9 protein-coding genes and 2 pseudogenes are annotated in these 24109 nt (G+C 68.9%); 9 read left to right on the top strand and 2 right to left on the bottom strand.

All coding sequences use genetic code 11. The annotated features are described in order from the left end of the window. The first annotated feature begins 399 nt into the window (after nucleotides 1-399). From V6U79_RS25770 to V6U79_RS29880, 3 genes and pseudogenes are all read left to right on the top strand, one after another. Nucleotides 400-6642, top strand: coding sequence for a protein kinase domain-containing protein (locus tag V6U79_RS25770; protein WP_334616121.1), 6243 nt, complete (start codon nucleotides 400-402; stop codon nucleotides 6640-6642). A gap of 50 nt (nucleotides 6643-6692) precedes the next feature. Further along, on the top strand, nucleotides 6693-9632 hold the full coding sequence (locus V6U79_RS25765; RefSeq protein WP_334616120.1) for a DUF8741 domain-containing protein: 2940 nt from the start codon (nucleotides 6693-6695) through the stop codon (nucleotides 9630-9632). After that, a pseudogene (locus V6U79_RS29880) lies at nucleotides 9632-12070 on the top strand (Eco57I restriction-modification methylase domain-containing protein); the annotation flags it as partial. The gene V6U79_RS25765 and the pseudogene V6U79_RS29880, both read left to right, overlap by 1 nt. 1806 nt (nucleotides 12071-13876) lie before the next feature. On the opposite strand, the gene V6U79_RS25755 reads toward V6U79_RS29880, so the two are convergent. Continuing rightward, a complete protein-coding gene (locus V6U79_RS25755; RefSeq protein ID WP_334616118.1) occupies nucleotides 13877-14383 on the bottom strand; it encodes a hypothetical protein in 507 nt (168 codons plus the stop codon). 389 nt (nucleotides 14384-14772) lie between these two features. Between V6U79_RS25755 and V6U79_RS25750 the strand changes: the two are divergent. The 3 genes and pseudogenes from V6U79_RS25750 to V6U79_RS25740 all read left to right on the top strand — a co-directional run. Then, nucleotides 14773-15291: pseudogene (locus V6U79_RS25750) on the top strand (DUF5753 domain-containing protein); the annotation flags it as partial. A 55-nt stretch (nucleotides 15292-15346) separates the two neighbouring features. Next, a complete protein-coding gene (locus V6U79_RS25745) occupies nucleotides 15347-15577 on the top strand; it encodes a Scr1 family TA system antitoxin-like transcriptional regulator (RefSeq protein ID WP_334616116.1) in 231 nt (76 codons plus the stop codon). Beyond that, nucleotides 15570-15758: a DUF397 domain-containing protein gene (locus tag V6U79_RS25740; RefSeq protein WP_334616115.1), complete on the top strand. Its 189-nt coding sequence runs from the start codon at nucleotides 15570-15572 to the stop codon at nucleotides 15756-15758. The genes V6U79_RS25745 and V6U79_RS25740 overlap by 8 nt, the downstream gene beginning before the upstream one ends. Before the next feature lie 17 nt (nucleotides 15759-15775). Here the strand turns inward: V6U79_RS25740 and V6U79_RS25735 are convergent, their stop codons facing one another. Further along, nucleotides 15776-17326 (bottom strand): hypothetical protein, encoded by a 1551-nt coding sequence (locus tag V6U79_RS25735; RefSeq protein ID WP_334616114.1) that lies wholly within the window; start codon nucleotides 17324-17326, stop codon nucleotides 15776-15778. A gap of 1077 nt (nucleotides 17327-18403) precedes the next feature. On the opposite strand from V6U79_RS25735, the gene V6U79_RS25730 reads away from it, so the two are divergent. From V6U79_RS25730 to V6U79_RS25720, 3 genes are all read left to right on the top strand, one after another. After that, nucleotides 18404-20923, top strand: a complete 2520-nt coding sequence (locus V6U79_RS25730; RefSeq protein ID WP_334616112.1) for a GmrSD restriction endonuclease domain-containing protein — start codon at nucleotides 18404-18406, stop codon at nucleotides 20921-20923. Nucleotides 20924-20984: 61 nt separating this feature from the next. Then, entirely contained in the window at nucleotides 20985-23135 is a 2151-nt protein-coding gene (locus tag V6U79_RS25725) for a UvrD-helicase domain-containing protein (RefSeq protein ID WP_334616110.1), read from the top strand. Nucleotides 23136-23204: 69 nt separating this feature from the next. Beyond that, nucleotides 23205-24086 carry an 8-oxoguanine DNA glycosylase OGG fold protein gene (locus V6U79_RS25720; RefSeq protein WP_334616109.1) on the top strand — a complete coding sequence of 294 codons (882 nt, stop codon included), beginning with the start codon at nucleotides 23205-23207 and terminating at the stop codon, nucleotides 24084-24086. Nucleotides 24087-24109: the final 23 nt, after the last annotated feature.

Here is a 24109-nt window from a genome sequence, read left to right as displayed (position 1 = left end):
TCTCTGCCGCGAGTGCAGCCTCTGGCCGAATCCGATGAGCCGCCGGTTTGACTCCGAACGACAAAATGGCTGCTCACGGTAGATCTGCGCGCCGACGTCCCGGTCGATGATCGACTGATAGCGGCATAGATCGAGTGAGATGCGGCCCAAGTGGACGGCTCGGGCGGGTCGTCAAGCACTCAACTATTGGTTGATCATTTCCGCCGACTGGAGGATTTTCTGCTGGCCACGGCCAGCGATACTCCACGGACGGCATCGTGAACTGACCTTCGCATTCACGTATCGGAGCCGGTCCTGAAGGTAGGACCGTGGTGGGCTGAGTGGGCAGCCGACGTCCCGGTAGAAGGTGCAGCGCGTTCGCCGTCGACAACGAGCCGGGGGGCGTCGAGGGTGACGGGGATGAACGACTGGGTGGCCGGCCGGTTCCGGCTGCTGAGTGCTATCGGCAAGGGCAACATGGGCGAGGTCCACCGGGCTGAGGACATGGCCGCAGCGGAGGGCTCCACCGACCGCATGGTCGCGTTGAAGCTGATCCTCCGTAGCCGCTCCGGGGCCCTTGTCGACACGTCTGCCGACAATAAGGCCAGGCAACGGTTCGAGCGCGAGGTGCGCATCATGCGCAAGCTCCGCCACCCTCACCTGCCGCGCATCATCGCCGGAGCGGCGGGTGCCGACGAACTGCCGTACATCGCGATGGAACTCATCGACGGCGAGACCCTGCGGGATCTGGTGTCTGAACATCCACAGCTGCCCATCTCGTGGGTTGCCGCCGTAGGTACTCAGATCGCCGACGGACTGTCCGCGGCGCACGGCGCCGGCATCGTCCACCGTGACCTCAAGCCCTCCAACGTGATGCTGCTGCGGACTGGCGCCATCAAGGTTCTCGACTTCGGCATGGGCCGAATCCTCGAAGACGGCGAGACCGGCAAGGTGACCAGCACGGGTGTCACCGTCGGTACCGCCCGCTACATGGCACCCGAGCAGTTCCTCGCTGCAGCCGTCACCCAGGCAGCCGACCTGTACGCCCTCGGCTGCGTACTCTTCGAGCTGCTGACCGGAGTGCCGCCCTTCCTGAGCGAGTCCGCTCACGAGCTGTACCAGAAGCACCTCGAGGAGCCGGTGCCCCCGATCCGGCTGATGCGCTCGGATGTGCCGGACGACATGGCGAGGCTGATCGGCCGCCTGCTGGCCAAGGACCCCGTCGACCGTCCGGCGGACGCGGTGAGCGTCCGCGAGGCGCTTCTGCCCTTCGCCAAGGGCGCCGACACGGTTCCGGGGTGGGAGATCTTCAACCCGGTGCGGTACCTGACGGCCGTGCGTGACGGCGCCGACGCCGCCGTGCCGGCGGCCACTGCCGAGGAGGATGTGCGCGCCGACACGACCGGTGCCGGCATGGACGTCTTCGGGGTGCATGACCGGCTCATCAAGGACTACCGTGCATTCACCGAGGGCGGCACGATCATCCGGGACGACCGGATCGCCGCCTTCGTCGAGGACGACCTGGACGCCAAATCACAGTGGCCCGATCCATGGGTGTCGCTCAACCCGTTCTTCGCCTCGGGCGGCTCCATCCTGGAACTCGTCAGCCAGGGTGTGCTGCACGAGGAGTGTGCCCGGATCTTCCAGGCCAGGAAGACCGAGGGCGGCACGACCTGTGACGGTCGTTCGCTGACCCTGCACCAGCACCAGCGCGAGGCGATCGCCAAGGCGCAGTCCGGCGCCTCCTACGTCCTGACCACCGGCACCGGCTCCGGCAAGTCGCTGTCGTACATCGTGCCGATTGTCGACAAGGTGCTCAAGGCGCGCCAGCAGGAGGGGCCAAAGCCTGCAAAGCGGGTACGCGCGGTCATCGTCTACCCGATGAACGCGCTGGCCAACAGCCAGCTCAAGGAACTCGACAAGTACCTTCAGGACGGTTACGGGCCCGGCCGGGAGCCGGTCACCTATGCGCGATACACCGGCCAGGAGAGTGACGAGCGGCGTAAGGAGATCCGCGACAACCCGCCGGACATCCTGCTCACCAACTACGTGATGCTGGAGCTGATGCTCACCCGCCCGGACGACCGGCGGTCGCTGATCAAGATGGCCAGCGGGTTGGAGTTTCTCGTCTTCGACGAGCTGCACACGTACCGGGGGCGGCAGGGCGCGGACGTGGCCCTGCTGATCCGCCGGGTGCGTGAGGCCTGCCGGGCGGAGAACCTCCAGTGCATCGGCACCTCCGCCACCATCTCCAGCGAGGGCACCGCCGACGACCAGCGTGCCGTCGTCGCGCGCGTCGCCACCACCCTCTTCGGCACCGAGGTCACGCCGGCGAACATCATCGGCGAGACCCTGGTCCGTGCCACCGCCGACGCTCCGGACACGGTGCCGGCCGAGCGGCTGCGGGCACCCGGTGCCCCCCGCGCCTACGGCGACCTGGTCAACGACCCGCTGGCCCGCTGGATCGAGACCCGCTTCGGTCTCGCCTTGGACGAGGCCGGGCGCCTCATCCGACAGAAGCCCGCCAAGATCGAGGAGGCCGCGGTCGAACTGGCGGAGGCCAGCGGCTTGACGGCCGCCGACTGCGCGAAGGCGATCCGTCGCACGCTCAAGGCCGGCTCGGAGGCGCGGCACCCGGTTACCGAGCGCCCCCTGTTCGCCTTCCGGCTGCACCAGTTCCTCTCCAAGGGCGACACCGTCTACGTGACCCTCGAGAACGAACTCACCCGTCACCTGACCCGGGACTACCAGCTCGTCCTACCCGGCTCGGACGGCAAGATCCTGCTGCCGCTGGCCTTCTGCCGCGAGTGCGGGCAGGAGTACCTGACGGTGTGGCGGACCACCGCCCGGGACGGCAGCGTCGTCTACGAGCCCCGCCGCGACACCTTCGCCACCGGTGGCCGAGCCACCGACGGCTACCTCTACATCGACTCGGACCGCCCCTGGCCGAAGACCAGGGAAGAGGCGATCGAGGCTCGTCGTATCCCGGAGTCCTGGCTGGAACCCGACGACAACGGGCAGGAAACGGTCCGCAACTCCTACCGGGACCGGCTGCCGACCGCCGTAACGGTGGACCCCTACGGGTACGAGGGCCGCGGCGAACTGCAGGCCGCCTTCATCCCATCGCCGTTCCTGTTCTGCGCCCACTGCGGGGTGAGCTACGAGCAGACCCGGGGCAAGGACTTCGCCAAACTCGCCACTCTCGATCAGGAGGGCCGGTCCTCGGCGACCTCGCTGGTCTCCGCCTCCATCGTCCGCTCCCTGATGAGCGCCCCGGCGGAGGCGTTGGACAAGAGGGCCCGCAAGCTGCTGACGTTCGTCGACAACCGGCAGGACGCCTCGCTGCAGGCCGGCCACTTCAACGACTTCGTGCAGATCACCCAGCTGCGCGGCGCTCTCTACAAGGCGGCGGTGGACGCCGGTGACGAGGGCATCAGCCACGAGGAGCTTGCTGCCCGGGTGACGGCCGCCTTGGGCCTCCGGGAGGTCGACTACGCGCGCGGCGAGGATCTGCCCCCTTCGCTGGCGAAGAACGCGGCCAAGACGCTGCGGGACGTTGTCGCCTTCCGCCTCTATCTCGATCTCGAACGGGGTTGGCGCATCACGATGCCCAACCTGGAGCAGACCGGCCTGCTGGACATCGACTACCAGGACCTCGACTGGCTCGCCAACAACCAGGAGCGCTGGTCGAAGACCCACGAGACGCTGCGCGACGCTGAGCCCGGCCAGCGTGTTGAGATCATGCGCGCGCTGCTCAACGAGATGCGCCGCTCTCTTGCCATCGATGTGCAGTACTTCCGGGACGACTTCGACTCGCTCCAGCGGGCGAGCGAGGAGCGGCTGATCGACCCATGGGTGCTGTCGCTCAGCGACAGTCCCAAGGTCGGCACCGCGTACCCACAGTCGTCGGGTCGGGGCATGGACCGCTCGGGGCTGTTCCTCTCCGGCAGGGGCAAGTTCGGCAAGTATTTGCGCCGGGTGCACTTCGGCAAGGATCTCACCTTCGATGACGCGCAGACGGCGATCGCCGACCTGCTGGAGGTGCTGGCGAACGCCGGTGTGGTCACGAGGATCGACGCTGCGCCGCAGCGCGCTGGACGGTTCCGTCGCCCGGCCGGCCCCAGCAGCACCGGCTACCGGGTTTCGGCCGCCTCGATCATCTGGCGGGCCGGGTCGGGGGAGACGGGTGCCCACGACCCGCTGACCCGCACCTACGCCAGCGGCGACGGCCCCCAGGTCAACACCTTCTTCCGCACCCTGTACCAGGAGGCCGCCGGCACCCTCGCGGGCCTGACCGCACGCGAGCACACCGCCCAGGTCGACCCGGCGGAGCGGGAGAGGCGTGAGGACGCCTTCCGTAAGGCGGAGCTCAAGCTGCTCTACTGCTCGCCGACCATGGAGCTGGGCGTCGACATCTCCGAGCTCAACGCCGTCATGATGCGCAACGTGCCGCCCACCCCGGCAAACTACGCCCAGCGCAGTGGCCGGGCCGGGCGGTCCGGGCAGCCGGCACTGGTGACCACGTACTGCGCGACCGGCAACAGCCATGACCAGTACTACTTCCGTCGGTCGGCCCGGATGGTCGCCGGGGCGGTGGCGCCACCGCGGTTGGACCTCGCCAACGAGGACCTGGTCCGGTCACACGTTCAGGCGATCTGGCTGGCAGAGACGGGGTTGAAGCTCGGCCGCGCCATCCCGGAAACCGTCGACATCTCGTACGCCGAGGACTCTCGACGGCCGGACCCGGCGCTGCGTCTGCACGACCACACCATCGCGGCGTTGAACGACGTGCGATCCCAGGAACGGGCCGCCCTGGCGGCGCGCCAGGTCTTCGCCGGGTTGCTCCGCGACTTCACCAGCTCCAGTTGGTGGGACGACCAGTGGATCGAGGACACCGTCCGTACCGCGCCTGAGCGGTTCAACCAGGCGTTCGACCGATGGCGTGACCTGTTCAAGGCCGCCCTGGTCGACCAGGCCGAGCAGAATCGTCGGGTCCTCGACCACACCCTGTCGGAGCGGGATCGGCGGATCGCCGTCGGCCGCCGCAAGGAGGCCGAAACCCAGCTCAACCTACTCAAGAACGAGAGCGTCGACAGCAAGTCGGTGCTGTCGGACTTCAACCCGTACCGGTACCTGGCCAGCGAGGGCTTCCTGCCCGGCTACTCGTTCCCCCGGCTGCCCCTCGCTGCCTACGTCCCCACCACCGGGCGCCGGTTTGGTGACGGCGACTACCTGCAGCGGCCCCGCTTCCTCGCCATCCGTGAGTTCGGCCCCGGCGCCCTGATCTATCACGAGGGCGCGCGCTATCAGGTCACCCGCATCCAGCTCCCGCCGGAAGCGGCCGGCGACGTGGTGACCGGTGCGGCGCGTCGGTGTGCGCAGTGCGGATACCACCACGACGTCAGAGAGCGGGCCGACCGCTGCCAGATGTGCGACGAGCCGTTGGGCGAGGAGACCACCGGCCTGCTGCACCTGCACACCGTCTACACCAAGCGGCGGGAGCGGATCTCCTCCGACGAGGAGGAGCGCCGCCGCGCGGGCTTCCGTCTGGTCACCTCGTACCGGTTCCACGACCACGGCGCCCGGCCGGGCCGGCGGGACGCCATCGTCTCCGACGCCGCCGGGCGGCTGGCGACCCTCGCCTACGGCGACTCGGCCACCGTCCGCATCACCAACGTGGGGCGGGTGCGAGCCAAGCAGGACGAGCCGGACGGTTTCTGGCTCGACCCGGCCGACGGACGCTGGATGAACGAGCGCGACGCGGGGGACGCCTCCGGCGATTCCAGCGAGATGCCGCTCGTCGACGCCGACGGCAACGAGAAGCGCCGCAAGAAGCGGGTCATCCCGTACGTCGAGGACCGCCGCAACATCCTCGTGCTCAAACTCGACGAGGCGCTTGAGGAGGACGTCGCGCTTTCGCTGATGTACGCGCTGGAGCGTGGCATCGAGGCCGCGTTCGAGCTGGAAGACTCGGAGCTGACGACGGAGCTGCTGCCGCCGAACGACGGCCCGCGCGAGCGGATGCTCTTCACCGAGGCGGCCGAGGGCGGCGCCGGCGTGCTGCGCCTCATGCAGGCGGACCCGGGCGCCCTGGCCCGGGCCGCCGCCGAGGCCCTGGCGATCTGCCACTTCGCCCCCGACGGCACCGACCTCAAGGGACCGCATCCCGACCGCCCCTGCGCGATGGGCTGCTACGAGTGCCTGCTCACCTACGGCAACCAGCTCAACCACCGGTCCATCGACCGGCACAGCGTGCGGGACCTGCTGCTGCGCTTCGCCGCCGCGAAGGCCGCGCCGACCGGTCAGGGCGAGTCGCGGACCGAGCAGCTAGAGCGGTTGACCGCCCAGTCGGACACCGCGCTGGAGGCCAAGCTCATCACCTGGCTCAAGCAGCGCGGCCTGCGGCTGCCCGACGAGGCGCAGACCCTCGTAACCGAGGCGCTCGCCCAGCCCGACTACGTCTATCGGCTGCCCGGCGCCACCGTCGCGGTCTTCGTGGACGGCCCCGTCCACGAGTACGACGAGGTCGCCCAGCGCGACCGGGACGCCGAGGAACGGCTCCGCGACGCCGGCTGGGACGTGATCCGGTTCCCGCACGACGGCGACTGGGCCGCCATCGCGGCGGAGAACCGGTACTGCTTCGGCACCAGCGCCACCGGCTGACCCCTCAGCCCACCCCACAACCACACATCACGACGCGCGAGGAACCCCTCATGACCACCTCCTTCAGCGCCGGCACGCTGGTCTCCGCCCGAGGCCGCGACTGGGTCGTCCTGCCGGAAAGCGCATCCGACATGCTCGTGCTGCGCCCCCTCGGCGGCGCGGACGACGACATCGCGGCGGTCTTTCCCGCCTTCGAGAGCGTCAAGAGCGCCCGATTCGCGGACCCGTCGCCCACCGACCTCGGCGACGCTCAGGCGGCCGGCCTGCTCCGCTCCGCGCTGCGGATCGGCTTCCGTTCCGGCGCCGGCCCGTTCCGCTCGCTCGCCGGCATCGCCGTCGAACCGCGCGCCTACCAGCTCGTGCCGCTGATGATGGCGCTGCGCCAGCAGACCGTCCGCATGCTGATCTCCGACGACGTCGGCATCGGCAAGACTGTCGAGGCCGGCCTGATCGCCAGCGAGCTGCTCGCGCAGGGGAGCGCCCGCGGGCTGGCCGTGCTCTGCGCGCCCGCGCTGGCCGAGCAGTGGCAGGCGGAGCTGCGTACGAAGTTCGGCATCGACGCCGAGCTCGTCCTCGCCTCCACCGTCTCCCGGCTGGAACGCGGCTTGGACCTCGGTCAGTCGTTGTTCGACCGGCACCCGCACGTGATCGTCTCCACCGACTTCATCAAGTCGACCCGGCACCGCGACGACTTCGTCCGGCACTGCCCCGATCTGGTCATCGTCGACGAGGCGCACACCTGCGTCGCCGCCGATGACACCACCTCGACGCAGAACCAGCTCCGCTTCGAGTTGCTCCAGCGGGTCGCCGCCGACGCCCAGCGGCACCTGCTGCTAGTGACCGCGACCCCGCACAGCGGCAAGGAGGGGGCCTTCCGCAACCTGCTGGGCCTGCTCAAGCCGGAACTGGCCACCGTCGACCTCGGCTCGGACGCGGGCCGCCGGGCGCTCGCGCCGTACTTCGTGCACCGCAAGCGCGCCGACGTACGCCAGTACCTGACCCGCGAGGACGGGCTGGCCGACGACAGCCTCGCCGAGGAGACGTCGTTTCCGTCCGACCGGCTGTTCAAGGACGAGACGTACAAGCTCTCCCCGGCGTACCGGGCGCTGCTCGACGACGCCATCGCGTACGCCAGCGAGCGGGTGAGCGCCGCGGACAGCAAGGGCCGTCGGGAGGCCCGGATCGCCTGGTGGTCGGCGATCGCGCTGCTGCGCTCCCTGGTGTCGTCGCCGCGCGCCGCCGCGCAGACCCTACGCACCCGGTCGGCGACCGCGGCGGCCAAAAGCCCCGAGGAGGCGGACCGGCTCGGCGCGCCACTGACCAGCGACTCGTCCGACAACGACGCCCTGGAGGGGCTGGACGTGGCCCCGGGCGCGGAGGCCGCCGAGGTCGAGCACGCCGGGGGACGGCTCGCCGAGCTTGCCGAGCAGGCCGCCAAGCTGGAGGGCCCGACCGAGGACCGCAAGCTCGCCGCCCTGATCACCCACCTGAAGGCGCTGCTGAAGGACGGCTACCACCCGATCGTCTTCTGCCGCTACATCCCCACCGCCGAGTACGTCGCCGAGCACCTCGACGGCAAACTCGGCAAGAAGACCGTGGTGCAGGCGGTCACCGGCACGCTCTCCCCGCAGCAGCGCATCGAACGCATCGAGAAGCTCGCCGAAGCGGCCGGCGACGATCCGGGCGCCCGCCGGGTACTCGTCGCCACCGACTGCCTCTCCGAGGGCGTCAACCTGCAACACCACTTCGACGCCGTCGTCCACTACGACCTGGCCTGGAACCCCACACGGCACGACCAGCGCGAGGGCCGGGTCGACCGGTACGGCCAGAAGCGCGGCGTCGTCAAGGTCATCACCCTCTACGGCGCCGACAACGGCATCGACGGCAAGGTCCTCGACGTCCTCATCCGCAAGCACCGGCAAATCCGCAAGGACCTCGGCATCTCCGTCTCGGTGCCCGACGAGGCGTCCTCGGGGGTGACGAACGCGATCGTGGAGTGGGTGCTGCTGCGCGGCCAGCAGGTCCAAAACGGCGAGCAGGGCAGCCTCTTCGACGCCGACGAGTACCGCGCCATCGACAAGAAGGCCACCGCGTTGGCCGCTGACTGGCAGTCCGCCGCCGAACGGGAGAAGACCTCCCGATCCAGATTCGCCCAGCACAGCATCCGGCCGGAGGAGGTGGCCCGCGAGGTCGCCGCCGTCCGCGACACCCTCGGCCGCGCCGGGGAGGTCCGCGGCTTCGTACGCCGGTCCTTGCATGCTCTCGACGGCGTCCTGCGTGACGCGCCGGGCGGATCGGGCGACTTCACCACAGAGGTGAGCGGCACGCCCGCCGGCCTGCGCGACGCCCTCGCCCCGGTGCTCGGCGGCGACGTCGTCGAGCTGGGCCGTCCGGTGCCGTTCCGGAACACGGCGGCCGTCGCGCGCGGCGAGGCCGCCCTGGTCCGCACCGACCCGACGGTGGTGGCGCTCGCCGGCTACGTCCTCAACGCCGCCCTCGACGAGCAGGCCGCCGGCCCCCGACCGGCCCGCCGCTGCGGCGTCATTCGCACCCGGGCCGTCGCCGGCCGCACCACTCTCGTGGTGGTCCGCTACCGCTTTCACCTCACCCTGCCATCGCGGACCGGCACCCGGCAGCTCGTCGCCGAGGACGCCCGGCTGCTCGCCTTCGCTGGCGCGCCCGCCAACGCGACGTGGCTCTCCACCGACGACGCCCTGGCGTTGCTCGACGCCACCGCCGACGCGAACACCGACCCCGGGTTCGGCGAACGCACCATGCGGCGGGTCCTCGACGAGCTGCCCGCCGTCACCGACCACCTCACCGGGTACGGCGAGGAGTTGGCCGCCGAACTGCTCGCCTCGCACCGCCGGGTGCGCAGCGCCTCCGGCGAGATCGTCCGGGGCCTCAGCGTCACCGTTCAGGACCGCCCCGACGTGCTCGGCACCTACGTCTACCTGCCCGCCCCCACCGCCGCCGGAGGCACCGCCTGATGTCCGCCACCGCCCGCAACCAGGTCTTCACCGCCGTACACACCATTGGCGGCCTGCTCCCCGCCGACATGCTGGTCCGCATCGCCGAGGGCAGGGACGTCCCCGGCGCCAAGCCCGCCGACTACCGGGTGATCGGCGCGCGTTCGGTACGCGACGACGCCGAACGCCACTGGGACTGGCTCAAGTCGGTGTGGAAGGAGCTGCGCAGCGCGCTGCCCGCCGCCCCGGAGGCCGACACCCCCGCCGACCCCACCGGCCGCGCCGTCACGCAGTGGCTCGAACCGCTGTTCAACGCCTTCGGCTTCGGTGTCCTCACCCCCATCGGGGCCACCGGCATCGCCGCCGACGACGGCGGCAAGACCTTCCCGATCAGCCACCGCTGGCAGCACGTTCCGGTGCATTTGGCCCCGTGGAACGCCACCCTCGACAAGCGCCCGCCCGCCGGCGGCGTCCCGCCGCAGTCGCTCATGCAGGAGTGCCTGAACCGCTCCGACGCCCACCTTTGGGGGGTGCTCACCAACGGCCGGCAGCTGCGGCTGCTGCGCGACTCCAACGCCCTCGCCACCGCCGCCTACGTCGAATTCGACCTGGAGGCGATCTTCGACGGCGAGCTGTTCAGCGAGTTCGTCCTGCTCTACCGGCTGCTGCACGTCTCCCGCTTTGCGGTGGGGGAGGAGGTCGCCCCGTCGACCTGCTGGCTGGAGAAGTGGCGCACCGAGGCGATCTCCTCGGGCGTACGCGCGTTGGAGCAGCTCCGCCGGGGCGTCCAGGAGGCGATCACCACCCTCGGCACCGGCTTCCTGCGCCACCCCGACAACCAGCGGCTCCGCGAGGACTTCGACGTCCAGGCGTTCCACAACGCTTTGCTGCGCCTGGTCTACCGGCTGCTGTTCCTCTTCGTTGCGGAGGACCGCGATGCGCTGCACCCGCCGGGCACCAGCGAGGAAACCCGCGACCGGTACGCGCGGTACTTCTCCTCGGAACGGCTGCGTGTCCACGCCCGCCGCCGCCGAGGCACCGCCCACGCCGACCTGTACCGGTCGCTGTGCATCGTGCTGGACGCCCTCGCCGACGTGAACGGCCGGCCCGAGCTGGGTCTGCCCGGCCTCGGCGGCATCTTCGACGGCAAGCTCGGCACCATCCCCGCCGCCACCAACGAGGACAGGCAGGATCCGCTGTACGGCCTGTCGCTGGGCAACGAACACCTGCTGACCGCCGTCCGGCACCTGTCGCAGGTACGCGACACCGGCACCCGACGCTGGCGAACCGTCGACTACCGGCACCTGGACGCCGAGGAGCTAGGCTCGATCTACGAGTCCCTGCTGGAGCTGGTGCCGAAGCACAGCGCCATCGACCGCACCTTCGAGCTGGTCGAGCTCGCCGGCAACACCCGCAAGACCACCGGCTCCTACTACACGCCGTCCTCGCTGATCGAATGCCTGCTGGACTCAGCGCTCGACCCGGTGATCGACGACGCGGTCAAGCGCGGCGAGCAGGCCGCCACCGGCGCCGGCCAGCCCGACCCGTCCGACACGATCGTCAACGAGTTGCTGTCGCTGACCGTCTGCGACCCGGCCTGCGGCTCCGGCCACTTCCTGGTCGCGGCGGCCCGCCGGATCGCCAAGCGGGTCGCGGCGGTGCGCGAGCGCAACCCCGAGCCGACTCTCGACGCGGTGCGCCACGCTCTGCACGAAGTCATCGCCCGCTGCATCTACGGCGTTGACCTCAACCCGATGGCGGTGGAACTCGCGAAGGTGTCGCTGTGGCTGGAGGCGCTGGAACCGGGCAAGCCGCTGAGCTTCCTCGACGCGCACATCAAGCACGGCAACGCGCTGATCGGAGCGACGCCTGCGCTGCTTCAGCACGGCATCCCCGACGAGGCGTTTAAGCCCATCGAGGGCGACGACAAGCAGTTCGCCAAGGGCCTGGAGAAGCAGAACACTGAGCAGCGCGGCAATCAGCTCAGCTTCTACGGATCGGACGCGGCCGTGAAGACGGCCAACATCGTCTTTGCCCAGAGCATGCGCCGCATTACCGGCGCCCCATCGAACGATCTCAACAGTGTGCGCGGCCAAGCGGCTGCGTACCGCGCCTGGATGGAAGCAACCGACTACCAGCGCGCCCACCTCAGTGCCGACGCCTGGTGCGCGGCGTTCACGTGGCACAAGACGCCCGACGCGCCGCCCGCGATCACTGACGTCGTCTTCCGTGGGTTGCAGGACCCGGAAGGAAGCGCGGCAGACACAAAGACACTTGCCGAGATCGTGCGGCTGCGGAAGCAGTACCACTTCTTTCACTGGCATCTCGAGTTCCCTGAGGTGTTCGAGGTCCCGGAAGACGGACGAGGTGTCAACCCGGCGACGGGATGGGCCGGCGGATTCAGCTGCGTCCTCGGCAACCCACCGTGGGAGCGCGTGAAGCTCCAGGAGCAGGAGTTCTTTGCCACCCGCAGCGAAAGGATCGCTAAGGCTGCCAACAAGGCCGCTCGTGAGAAGCTCATCAACGCTCTAGGGAACAGCCAGGAGGAGGCGCACCGGGCGCTGCACGCCGAGTTCACGGCTGCCCGCCGGATGGCCGAAGGCATCAGCCATTTGCTGCGCGACTCCGGCCGCTACCCGCTCGCGGGCAGGGGCGACGTCAACACATACGCCGTCTTCGCCGAGACCGCCTCCCTCGCCATCGCGCCGCGCGGCCGCTTCGGCGTGGTGCTGCCCACGGGCATCGCGACCGACGCCACGACGGCGCCCTTCTTCTCCGACCTCGTACGGAAGGGGCGTCTCGCCTCGTTCTTGGAGTTCGAGAATGAGGCGTTCATCCTGAGCCGAGATGTGCACCACTCTGTCCGCTTCGCTCTCCTGACCGTCACTGGCACGGGTGACCAGGTGGACAGGGCCTCCTTCGCCTTCGGTACCCGCTACATCGCTGACCTTGACAGCCGTCGCTTCGCCATGCCGCCCGAGGAGATCCTCCTCGCCAACCCCAACACCGGCACCCTCCCTGTTTTCCGCTCCCGCCGCGATGCCGAGATCACCCTTGGCATCTACCGTCGGATGCCAGTGCTCATCAGAGACGGCGACCCGAAGGGCAACCCATGGGGCCTCTCGTTCATGACAATGTTTCACATGTCAAACGATTCCCATCTGTTCCGCACCCGGGATGAATTGGAGGCCGATGGTTGGACCCTTGCGGGCAACATCTTCCAGCGTGATCAACAGCGGATGCTGCCGTTGTATGAGGCAAAGATGCTCCACCACTTCGATCACCGCTTGGGTACATACGAGGGGCAGACCGAGGCCCAGGCCAACGTGGGTACGCTGCCGCGTCTGACTCCTGAGCAGCATGACGAGCCGGAATGCGTGCCAATGCCGAGGTACTGGGTCCCGGAGTTCGACGTCCCTACCGATAAGCGGACCAAGAAGGGCAACGTCATCCATGACCTGGGCGTCAGGTCTCGGCTTGCTGATCGCGGGTGGGGGAGTCGATGGCTGATGGGGTGGCGCGACATTACTCATTCGGGAAACATGCGGACGATGGTCAGTGCGGTGCTGCCGGATTACGGGGTGGGCCACACCAACCCCTTGATGCTTCCCGAGGACGCCGACACTGCAGCCCTTCTTCAGGCTTGCCTGAGTTCCTTCGTCTTTGATTACGTTCTTAGGCAAAAGATCGCGGGTACCCATCTGACGTACGGTTACCTCTACCAACTCCCTGTGCCGCCGTTGGCTGCCTTCCACGCGTTCCCCGGTGGAACTCGCTGGTTCGTCGACCGGGTAGCGGAGCTGACGTACACCAGCACGGACATCGCCGGTTACGCCGAGGATCTCGGGTATGCCGGACCGCCGTTCCGTTGGGATGAGGCTCGACGCCAAGTCATACGCGCTGAGCTCGACGCCGCATTCTTTCATTTGTATGGGCTCGCCCACGACGAGGTTGAGTACGTCATGGATGCGTTTCCCGTCCTCATGCGGTCAGACGAGGCCAACCATGGCTGTTACCTGACTAAGGTCCTCATCCTCGACGCCTACGACCGCATGGTCGAGAATCAGGCGTCCGGTGGCGAGTACAAGAGCATCCTCGAACCGCCGCCTGGGCACGGCCTCCGCCACCCGGCTGCCCCAGCTATTCCTCGGCAAAGGCAGGCGGAGTCGACGTTCGCCGAGCAAGCCAAGTCCGACCTGGTTAGACGGCACTGACATGCGGTGCCCCAGAAAGCTTTCTCGGGCCCTCCGTGTCCAACTTGCTTTCTAAATCCTTCCTGCCGCAGTCGCGGACGGGTAGGTCGGCAGAGCTTGGGGCCTCGTAGCTAGCAGAACGTTCAGGTGGTGATCAAGCAAGTTCACGTCCGATGTTGACAGTGCCAGCAGTGGCCTCCGCAAATAGATGCTCCAAGCCTCCGGCTTGGGAAAGGCGGACAGCTGCTCGACGATTGGCTGCAACTCCAGGCCACCCGGATACGGCACCAGGCGTTCGATTCGCAGGTCGCAGCCGGAGACGAATGTGCGGCCGGCGATCTCGACCGGCTTGTCCAGCATCTGGGCGGAGGATAGGGCTGTGGCCGTACCGATGATCCGGCCGCGATCCCGGGTGGGGTTACGCCACGCGCCACGCGTCGCGTAGAGGAACAGGCGGTCGTCGGCGGCAAGTGCGGCGACCTCGGCACGTGGAGTCGCGGGGAAGGCCATCCGTTGCTCGCGCAGGACCCACGCGATGGCTTCGCGGTCACCGAGGACTACCAAGAAAGAACGCGACACGGCCATACCTTACGCCGGTGAGTGCCGAATCGAGCGACTGCAGGCCCTCGCCGGTGCCTACTCTTCAGATGCGAGACGCAGCGGGAGCGGGATGCGGCATGGGTAGGCGGTGGAAGTGGTTCTTGCGGCCGGGGCCGGTCGAGTGGACCTGGTCGGGCAGGTGGCGCCGGACGGGGACGTGCCGGGGCGCTGCCGGCGGGAGTCGGCCGAGGTCGTCGTACCCGATCAGGTGGTGACCTCGCGGTGCGACGGCGCGCTCGTTACGAGCCGCCCTCAGCGGCGGGTGGCGGCGTGGTTTAGGGGAGGGGCGCGGATGGCTGACGGGGTGGGGTCGACGGCCGCGTCGGCAGCTTGGGCGGGCGTTGCGGGAGCTGCGGACCGAGGCGCGGATGACTCTCGACGGCGCGGCGAAGGCCCTTGAGTGCAGCTGGCAGAAGGTGTGGCGGATCGAGAGCGGCATCGGCGTGATGCGCGGGCTCGACGTGCGGGTGATGTGCGAGCTGTACGGCGTGACGCCCGAGCTGACCGGGGCGCTGACAGGTCTGGGCGGCGAGACGCGGGCGAAGGGCTGGTGGCACTCCTACGGCGACACCGTCCGCGACTGGTTCGAGCTGTACGTCGGGCTGGCGGCCGCCGCTGGCCGGCTCCGCGAGTACGACGACGCGCTGGTCCCCGGGCTGCTGCAAATCCGGGGGTACGCGTCCGCGTTGTGCCAGCACCGCGCGGGCCTCACCGTCGACGAGCGGGAACGCCTGGTCGAGGTACGGCTGCAACGGCAGGCCCTGCTGCTGGGGCGACTGCCCCCATCGCCTCGGCTCGACCTGATGCTCTCCGAGGCGGTGCTGTTGCTCGTCGTCGGCGGCCCGGCCACGATGGCGGAACAGCTTCGGCATCTGCTGGAGGTGGGCCGGCTGCGGCACGTCACGATCCGGGTGGTGCCGCTCGCTGCCGGCCTGCACGTCGGTGCCGTCGCCCGGGGCGTTGGTGCTGCTCGACTTCCCGCTCGGCAGCCGGGTCGAGCCCGAACCGCCGGTCGTGTACAGCGAGTCGTTGACCGGGGCGCTCTACCTCGACCGTCCGGTGGAACTGGCCGCGTACGAGGAGGCCTGGGCCAGCCTCGAATCGTTGGCCTTGGAGCAGGACGAGTCCCGACGACTCATCGTCAAGATCCTTGAGGAGGTTCACCATGGCTGAGCTGACCGGCGCTCGGTGGTGCACCAGCACCCGCAGCGGCGACAACGGCGACAATTGCGTTGAGGTCGCCGACAACCTGCCCGGCGTCTTCGCCGTACGCGACAGCAAGGACCGCGGCCGGCTGGTGCTCGCCTTCCCGCCCGACTCCTGGGCGGTCTTCGTCCGGACTGTCGCCCACTGAGGGGCGGGACCGGCGCCTCAGCGGCGCCGGTCGGTGACGCGGATGGTGAGGACCGTGCCGTCCCGGCCGAGCGACACCACCCCGTCGCGCGGCCGAGACCGCGACCACTGGCGGCGGATCAACGGTGCCGCCCGGAGGTACGCGGCGACCTGGCCGTCCGCGAGGTGGCGGTAGAGGCTGCTCTCCACGCCGCGGAACACCTCCAGGGTCTTGCCGTGCGGCAGCGGCGCGCGGTAGAGAGTGCCCTCCGCACGCAGGTCGTCCGCCACGGGCTGCGACGTGGCGGTGCTCGCCGCCCACGATGGGTCCAACTCGAACAGCATCAGTTGGCCGGTGTGGGCTTCCTCGTCACCGCGTTGCCGCGGTGTCGCGTAATGGCGGGCGGTGGCGCTGTCGCCGGCGAACAGCAGTGCGGTGGCCGCCACCGCACGAGTCAGGATCTGGGTGAACCAACCGCGCTGTTCCTCGGGCACGTCGAACACCTCGGGCGCTCCCAGCGGCAGCTCGTCCGCCGGGGTCGGGCCGGTGGTGCCGGGCGGCCCGGCGTCCTCAACCGACGCCGGCCAGGTCCGTGCCTCGTCAGCCGTGGCGGGCCGGGTCCGCCAGTGGTGGTCCTCCGGGCGGCCGTGCAGCAACTCGTCGAAGCCGTCGGGGTCGCCCTCCCACAACTCGTCATCCCCCGGCGGATCGAGGACGTACGAGGTGATCTGACGCCCGGCCAGGCACGACGCCACCATCAGTGCCGGGGGGCGGCGCCCACCGACATTCAGCGTCCTCACCTGCACGGCGGCCCGGGCCAGTTGACCGTAGGCAAAGCTCGGCGGCTGGTGGGTGCCCTTGCATTCCAGCACCACGATCTTCATCCGGCTGCGACGACCCGAACTGTGGTGCCCCACCAGGAAATAGTCCGGACGCTTCTGGCTCTTCGTGGTGCGTTCCACCGCGCCCGCCCCGTCGATGAACCCTGCCTTCAGCGCCACCTCCGCGTCGACCGCGAAGAAGGTCCATTGGCGGTATTGCCGTTGCAGCACCTTCTTCGCCACCACCAGGGCCAGGCCGATGCCCAACTGCTCGGACTGGGTCACCTTGTGGTGGTACACGAGGCTCTGGGCTGACGGAGTGAGGCCGAGCATGCCGCGTTGCCGGGTCAGCGTCGCGCAATAGCGGACATGCGCCCAGTGCCGGGCCACCTGCGCCAACGGCGACGCGGTCAACAGCGTGGTCGCCACCCCCAGCTCGTGCAGCACCTGCGCCGGACTGGTCCCCACCGTCGGGCCGATCGTCACCGGGACGGAAGCCTTGCCGTACCGGTACGCATCGTTCTTCGCGGCGGCGTCCTTGGCGTACTTCTCGACGGCGTCGACAAGGTGAGGGGAGGAGTCGACGACCAGTCTGGACGGTTGGCTGAGGGAACGTACGAGCGACTCGATGTCCACGCCCACCCCCGGTGCTGACGTACCGCATGGGTCAGAACACCCAGGGTGATCGGGGAAGGTCGCAGTGTCAATGGGCCGACAAACGTGCTCAAGTCCTGCTTGTCGACCGCGGCGCTTCAGGAGCAGCGGCACAAGCCCAACTGCCCCACGACCACTCCGCATGCCGGGCAGGCGTCCGGGCGAGTCCGTGGGGTGGGCAGCGGCCGGGCGGGTATCGAGGGAGTGAGGCTTGCGGGGCGGAGCGGTGCAGCAAGTGCGGCGCGCACTTCGTCCTCGGTCACGGCAGGCCAGCCCGACTTCCGGAGCTTCTGTGTCACCTTACGAATGCCCAGCCTTGGGTGCTTGCCCTGAGCCGCCTTTGCGGCGTCCGCAAGGCGCTGTGACCTCAGCGGGTTCTTCATGGCCGGGGCGGGACGCCGCTGTGGCTGCCGACGGTCCAAGCCTTGCAGCACCCGCCCGACCTGCTCTGCGGTGACATCCGGCCAACCCGAGCTCCGCAGATGGCGGGCCAAGGTGCTGTCCTTCGCACCCGGCATCGTGCTCAGCAGCTCGCGTGCGGCTGTGGCGAGGGATGGCCCGAAATTGCCCGCCGCCTTGCGAAGTCGGGCCTTGCAGGGCATGCACTGACAGGACGTTCCCGGACGGTGTGGGGCTCCATCCGTCCCGGACCGCCGCGCTTCACCTCCGCCACCGCCTGGCGAGTACGGAGGCGACGCGATCCTCAGGTCGTCGAGCCAGGAGTCGGGTGTGCGATCCGAGGTGTCGTCGTTCTCCCAATCGCGGCCGTGATCCGCAGTGCCTCGCATTTCCGCGTCGGCGTACCAGTCGCCGATCGAACCCCTGCTGGTGATGTCGCCCTCCGATGCGTCGCCTGCCGAACTGAAGCGCTGACGCCTGCCTCGCGCGGCCGGCGGACCTGTGAGCCGCAACCGCGTCCGTGCTGCTTGATTCTTTCGCGGTGCCGGGTGCGCTTCCGAGCGGCCGGCCGTCCACATGGAACCGCTGACCGGTGGGCTGGTCCAGCCTGTTCGGAGGAGGGCCTCTTGCGAGGTGCTCACCAAGCTGGTATGCGTCCAACATGTGTCGCAAAGCCGACAGAACGATCCTGGGGGAACCCCTTCGAACTCCGCCTATCGTGGGCTGCTCCGCCCCGCAGTGGATTGCCTGCACTGACTGGTCGGAAACCGTGAAGAGACGAGGAGTCAGTGCATGGTTGCGGCACACGAGACGACGCTGCGGGAGCTGCTCGAGGGCGCGAAGCAGTATCGGGTGCCGCTGTACCAGCGGACGTACTCGTGGACGGACTCCCAGCTCAGACGTTTGTGGGAAGACATCCGCAAGCTGGCCGAGGAGCGGATCGAGAACCGGAACCTTACGCACTTCATCGGCTCCCTGGTGCTCGCACCCAGCCCCACAAACGGGCCCTCGGTCTCTGAGTTCCTGGTGGTGGACGGCCAGCAGCGCCTGACTACCCTGTCGATCCTGCTCTGCGCCATTCGCGACCACCGGGCCAAGCGTGAGGACCCGGACCACCGGGACCGCATCGATCAGGAATATCTGATCAACAAGTACAAACCGGCTCATCGGTTGAAGCTCGTCCCCACCCAGGCCGATCGCGCCGCCTACGAGGCATGCCTGGAGGCCACGCCACAGGCCGGCGGCAGCGACCAGGTGGGCGCGGCGTACCGGTTCTTCGCGGCCCAGCTCGTCGCCGTCGACGACCCGGACGACCCGATGGACATCGAGCGCATCGAGGACGCGGTCATCTCGGGGATGGCGCTGGTCTCGGTCGTGGCGAATGCCGGCGACAACGTCTACCGGATCTTCGAGTCGCTCAACAACACCGGCCTGAAGCTCACCCAGGCCGACCTGCTGCGTAACTACCTGTTCATGCGGCTGCCCAACCGCGGCGAGGCGGTCTACGACTCGCTGTGGTTCCCGCTGCAGAAGCAGTTGGACTCCAGTGAGCTCGAGCAGTTGTTCTGGCTGGACCTGGTGCACCGAAACCCCGAGGTGAAGCAGACCGACACCTACGTCGGCCAGCAGGCGCGGCTCAACGGCCTGCACACCGAGGCGGAGATTGAGGCCGAGGTGCGCCGATTCTGCCGCCTCGGTGCTCTCCTGCGGATCATCCTGCACCCTGACGAGGAGCAGGACCCGGAGGTACGGCGGCGTCTGGCCCGGCTCAACGCGTGGGACACGACCACCGTGTTGCCGCTGCTGCTGCACCTGCTGGACCGCCGCAAGGAGGGGACCGCGACCTCTGCGCAGATCGCTTCGGCGATGCTGTACGTCGAGAGCTACTTCATCCGGCGCCTGCTGATCGGTCGCGCCACTGCGAGCATCAACCGGGTCCTGCTGCGCATCGTGACCGACATGCGTAAGGACCTGCCGATCGACGAGGCGGTGCGGGCATACCTGTCGGTCGGCCGGAAGTACTACGCCACCGACGCCAGCCTCCGGGAAGCGGTGCGGTCCATCCCGTTCTATCTCAATGGGCGCGCGACCCAGCGCAAGCTGGTACTTCAGTGGTTGGAGGAGTCGTACAGCAGCAAGGAACCGGTGTCGCCGGCATCGCTGACCATTGAACACGTCATGCCGCAGAGCCCGACTGCAGAGTGGCGGCAGATGCTGAGCGAGGACCTGCAGGGGGAGGAAAGCTTCGCCGAGGCGCACGAGGCCCTGGTCCACACGTTGGGCAACCTGACCCTGACCGGCTACAACGCGGAACTGAGCAACAGCTCCTTCCTGGTCAAGCGGGCCCAACTTGGCAAGAGCGGGATTGCGCTCAACCGGGAGATCGCCGACCAGAAGCGCTGGGGACGTCCCGAGATCCACGCCCGTGCCGATGCGCTCGCGGAACGGATCATCGCCACCTGGCCCGGCCCCACCGAGGAGGCGGGCAACAAGTCCGAGGTGCCCTGGGACGTCATGAACACGGCGCTCGCCGCGCTGCCCGCCGGCTCCTGGACCGCGTACGGCGATCTGGCCGCGCTGATCGGCACCAACCCTGTATCCGTGGGTGCCCGGCTAGCCAACCATCCCGCGCCGAACGCGCACCGGGTCCTCCAAGCCGAGGGCGTGATCGCGCCGAACTTCCGCTGGCTCGACCCGTCCCGCACCGATTCTCCACAGGACCTGCTGCGGGATGAGGGTGTCGAGTTCGACAAGTTCGGCTGGGCCACCCAGGCGCAGCGCATCGGTGTCGAGGAACTGGCGCAACTTGCCGGCATGCCGCAGCAGGACGGGCCCGACCAGCTTCTCCGACCACGGTCCCGGCGCAACAGTTCGCTGGACGATCGGTTCCTCGAGCAGTTGACGGACCTTCAGGATGCGCAGGTCGCGCACGGCACGGTTGCGGTGCTCGAAGCCTGGGCTGGTATGGGCGGCATGTTGCTCTACGGTTCCGGCGGCGAGACCTCGTGCTTCCTGATGGCGCGCGGTAAGGACCACGAACTCGGCAACATCTGGCCCGCGACGATCTATCCGAGCGGAAAGTTCGAAATCGTGTTCCAGCACCTGACTGCCCGACCGCCGTTCGACGACATCGCCCTCCGGGAGCAGTTCCGCCAGCGGTTGAACGAGCTGCCGGGCGTGAAGATCGCTTCGGCGAAGCTCGCACTCCGCCCCGGCTTCCCTCTGGACGTCCTCGTCAACGTCAAGTCCCGCGAGGCGCTGATCGAGCATCTTGGCTGGTTCCACCGGCAGGCCGCGCATCCGGAGGTCTGACTAGTGCCCTATCCTTCGGCCTCGCCTCATTCCGCCGCGCGCCACCCGTTGGAGACCCTTCGTGCCCCAGCTCGCCTTCGCTAACAGCTTCTGGCAGAGCTTCGACGTCCTGGAAAAGCCGGTCAAGGCCGGCGTACGTAAGGCGATGGACAAGTTCCAGCAGCTCAGCATCGCCGAGCTGCACGCCGACAAGGGCCTGCACCTGGAGTCGGTGAACAACGCCCGTGACCCGCGAATGCGCACCATCCGCATCAACGACTTTTGGCGGGGCGTGGTGCTGGCGCCCGACGACGGCAGCGACACCTTCCTGCTGCTCAACGTCGTGCGGCACGACGACGCGTACACCTGGGCCGCGAAGCGGCTCTACACGGTGAACACGGCGACGCGGGCGCTGGAGGTCCGCAACGTCGTCGCCATCGAGCAGCTCACACCAACGCTGGAGAAGGCCGCGGCGGAGGCGCCGACGCTGCTCTTCGCCCGCTATTCCGACACAGTGCTGCTTGACCTCGGCATCGACGACCAGGTGCTGCGCGCCGTACGCACCATCATCGACAAGCCCCAGCTGGACGCCTTCGGCACGCTGCTGCCCGAAGACCAGTTCGAGGTGCTGCAGTACCTCGCCGAGGGCTTCACGCCCGACGAGGTCTACCGCGACGTCGTCGCCGAGCGCCGGCCGGCGGACGCGACGCCGGAGCTGAGCGAGAGCCTGGCCGTCGCAATCGCCAACACCGCCAACCGCATCACCCTGGTGACCCGGCCGGACGAACTCGCCGAGGTCCTCGACAAACCCTTCGCCGCCTGGCGCGTCTTCCTCCACCCGTCGCAGCGCCGCGTCGCCTACCGGGTCTCCTACAACGGGCCAGCCCAGGTGACAGGGGGGCCCGGCACCGGGAAGACGGTGGTCGCTCTGCACCGGGTCAGGCACCTGCTCTCCCGTACACCTGACAGCCGCATCCTGCTCACCACGTACACCAATGCCCTGGCCGCGACCCTGCGGGAGAACCTGGCGCTGCTCCTCGACGACGAGGAGCAGTTGGCGCGGGTGGAGGTGACGACGGTGAACGCCGTCGCGCACCGCACCGTGCGGGCCCTCGTCGGACGGGTGCCGACCCCGATCGGCGACGTGGACGAGCGGCAGGTCTGGCGGCGGGTGTGCGGGAGGCTGAGGCTGCCCTGGACCGAGCAGTTCCTTGCCCAGGAGTTCCGGCACGTGGTCCTCGCGCACAATGTGCAGAGCCGGGAGGAGTACCGCGCGGCCAGTCGCCGCGGCCGAGGGTCGGCGCTCGGCCCGAGGCAGCGCGACCAGGTGTGGGACGCCGTGGACATGTTCCAGAAGGAACTTTCAGCGGCTGGCACCGCCACCCACCTGCAGATCTGCGCGCGTGCGGCGCAGCTGCTCGGCGCCGCCGACCTCACCGTCCACGGGTACGACCACGTCGTCGTGGACGAGGCGCAGGACCTGCATCCCGCGCAGTGGCGGGTGCTGCGGGCCGCGGTGGTGCCCGGCCCGGACGACCTCTTCATCACCGGCGACCCGCACCAGCGAATCTACGACTCTCGGGTTTCGCTGAACGCCCTCGGCATTTCCGTCACCGGGCGGAGCAGTCGCCTTCGAGTCAACTACCGCAGCACTGAGGAGATCCTCACCTGGTCGGCCGGCGTGCTCGTCGGGTCGCGGGTTGAGGACCTCGGTGGCGAGGGTGATGACAGCCTCGCCGGATACCGCTCGCTGCTGCACGGCAAGCGCCCGCATGCCCAGGGGCATCCGACGTCGCAGGCCGAGGTCGCGGCCCTCATCAAGCGGGTGGGGGAGTGGCAGGAACAGGGCGTCGGGCCCGGCGAGATCGCCGTCTGCGCTCGGTTCACCACGACGCTGCGCAGCGTGTACGACGAGTTGACCGCCGCCGGCGTGCCGGCCGTCTGGGTCCGGGACCAGCCCGGCCCGGACGTCGAAGGGGTGCGGCTCGCCACCATGCACGCGATGAAGGGTCTGGAGTTCCGCTGCGTCGCGGTGGTGGGGGCCACGGCCAAGGCGGTGCCCTTTGCCAAGGAGATCACGCCCAGCGAGGTCGATCACGTGCAGCACGACAGCGACCTGCTCCGGGAGCGCTGTCTGCTCTTCGTCGCCAGCACCCGCGCCCGGGAAGCGCTGTACGTGTCGTGGAGCGGCGCGCCCAGTCCGTTCCTGTCCTTCTCGGCCGCCCACCGCTGACCTGGACGACCTGACTTGACGTTGGTCCTTGGGCCACCCGGCCCGCCTCCCGGACGACTGGAGCATGACGTGACCACGGACGACTCTGCCCTTCCCCTCCCGGATCGCCTACGGGACCTGTTCGTGAGCTGGGACGCCGCAGGACGGCAACCTCAGCGCGCTATGAGGTGGAACCGGTCCACGTGGCAGGCAACGCTGCCGGACCATCATGACCTTCTCGCCGAACTACCGGACCAGATCGATCGCGACGTCGTGGCGGAGCGAGGGCGCCGCGCCGGCGAGAGCGAGGCCGAGGCGGTCCAAGCGTTCGTCAGCGCGATGGTGTGGGGCTACGGGCCGATCGGATATGGCGCGTTCCGGACGGCCCGGGTCCTGCGCGAGAACCCTGATGCACCAGGCGTTCTCCTCGAGGCGGCGCTGCGAGTCCGCCGGGACGGCGGTGCTGAGGCATTGGCCTGGCTGAAGGCCAACCGGCTGCGCTACCTCGGCGTCGCCTTCGCGACCAAGTACCTCTTCTTCTGCAGCGGTAACGAGGCGCCGGCGCTGGTGCTCGACCGTCTGGTACAGCGCTGGCTGTGGCGGCATGCCGCCTGCTCGGTGAGCTTGAACTGGCAGGTTGGGCACTACCGCCGATACCTGGTGCTGCTGACCGGATGGGCCGACGAGTTGGGTATCACGCCCGGGCAGGCCGAGTGGCTCATATTCGCCGACTCCGCGTCCCAGGAGCTGGGGAGCCCGTGGGCCTCCCCACTGGCGACGGCAGACAGCAGTGACGACACTGCCTGCGCCGAAACTGCCGTGCTGGAGGCACTCGACGAGGCATTGGCTGCCTATGTCGCACTGGGCCCAGACGTCGAGCCGAGCGATGTCGAGGACTTCGAACTCGGCGTACGCCAGTTGCGTCGCATTGTGCTGGCCCGCGGCTTCACACACCGCGGTCCGTCGAACTGACCAAACCCCGAGGTGCGCCTGTG

It is taken from the genome of Micromonospora psammae, from assembly GCF_036902725.1.
In the GTDB taxonomy this organism is placed as follows: domain Bacteria; phylum Actinomycetota; class Actinomycetes; order Mycobacteriales; family Micromonosporaceae; genus Micromonospora.
The sequence above is the reverse complement of the archived record's forward strand: the minus strand, read 5'-3'. Positions and strand labels throughout refer to the sequence as shown.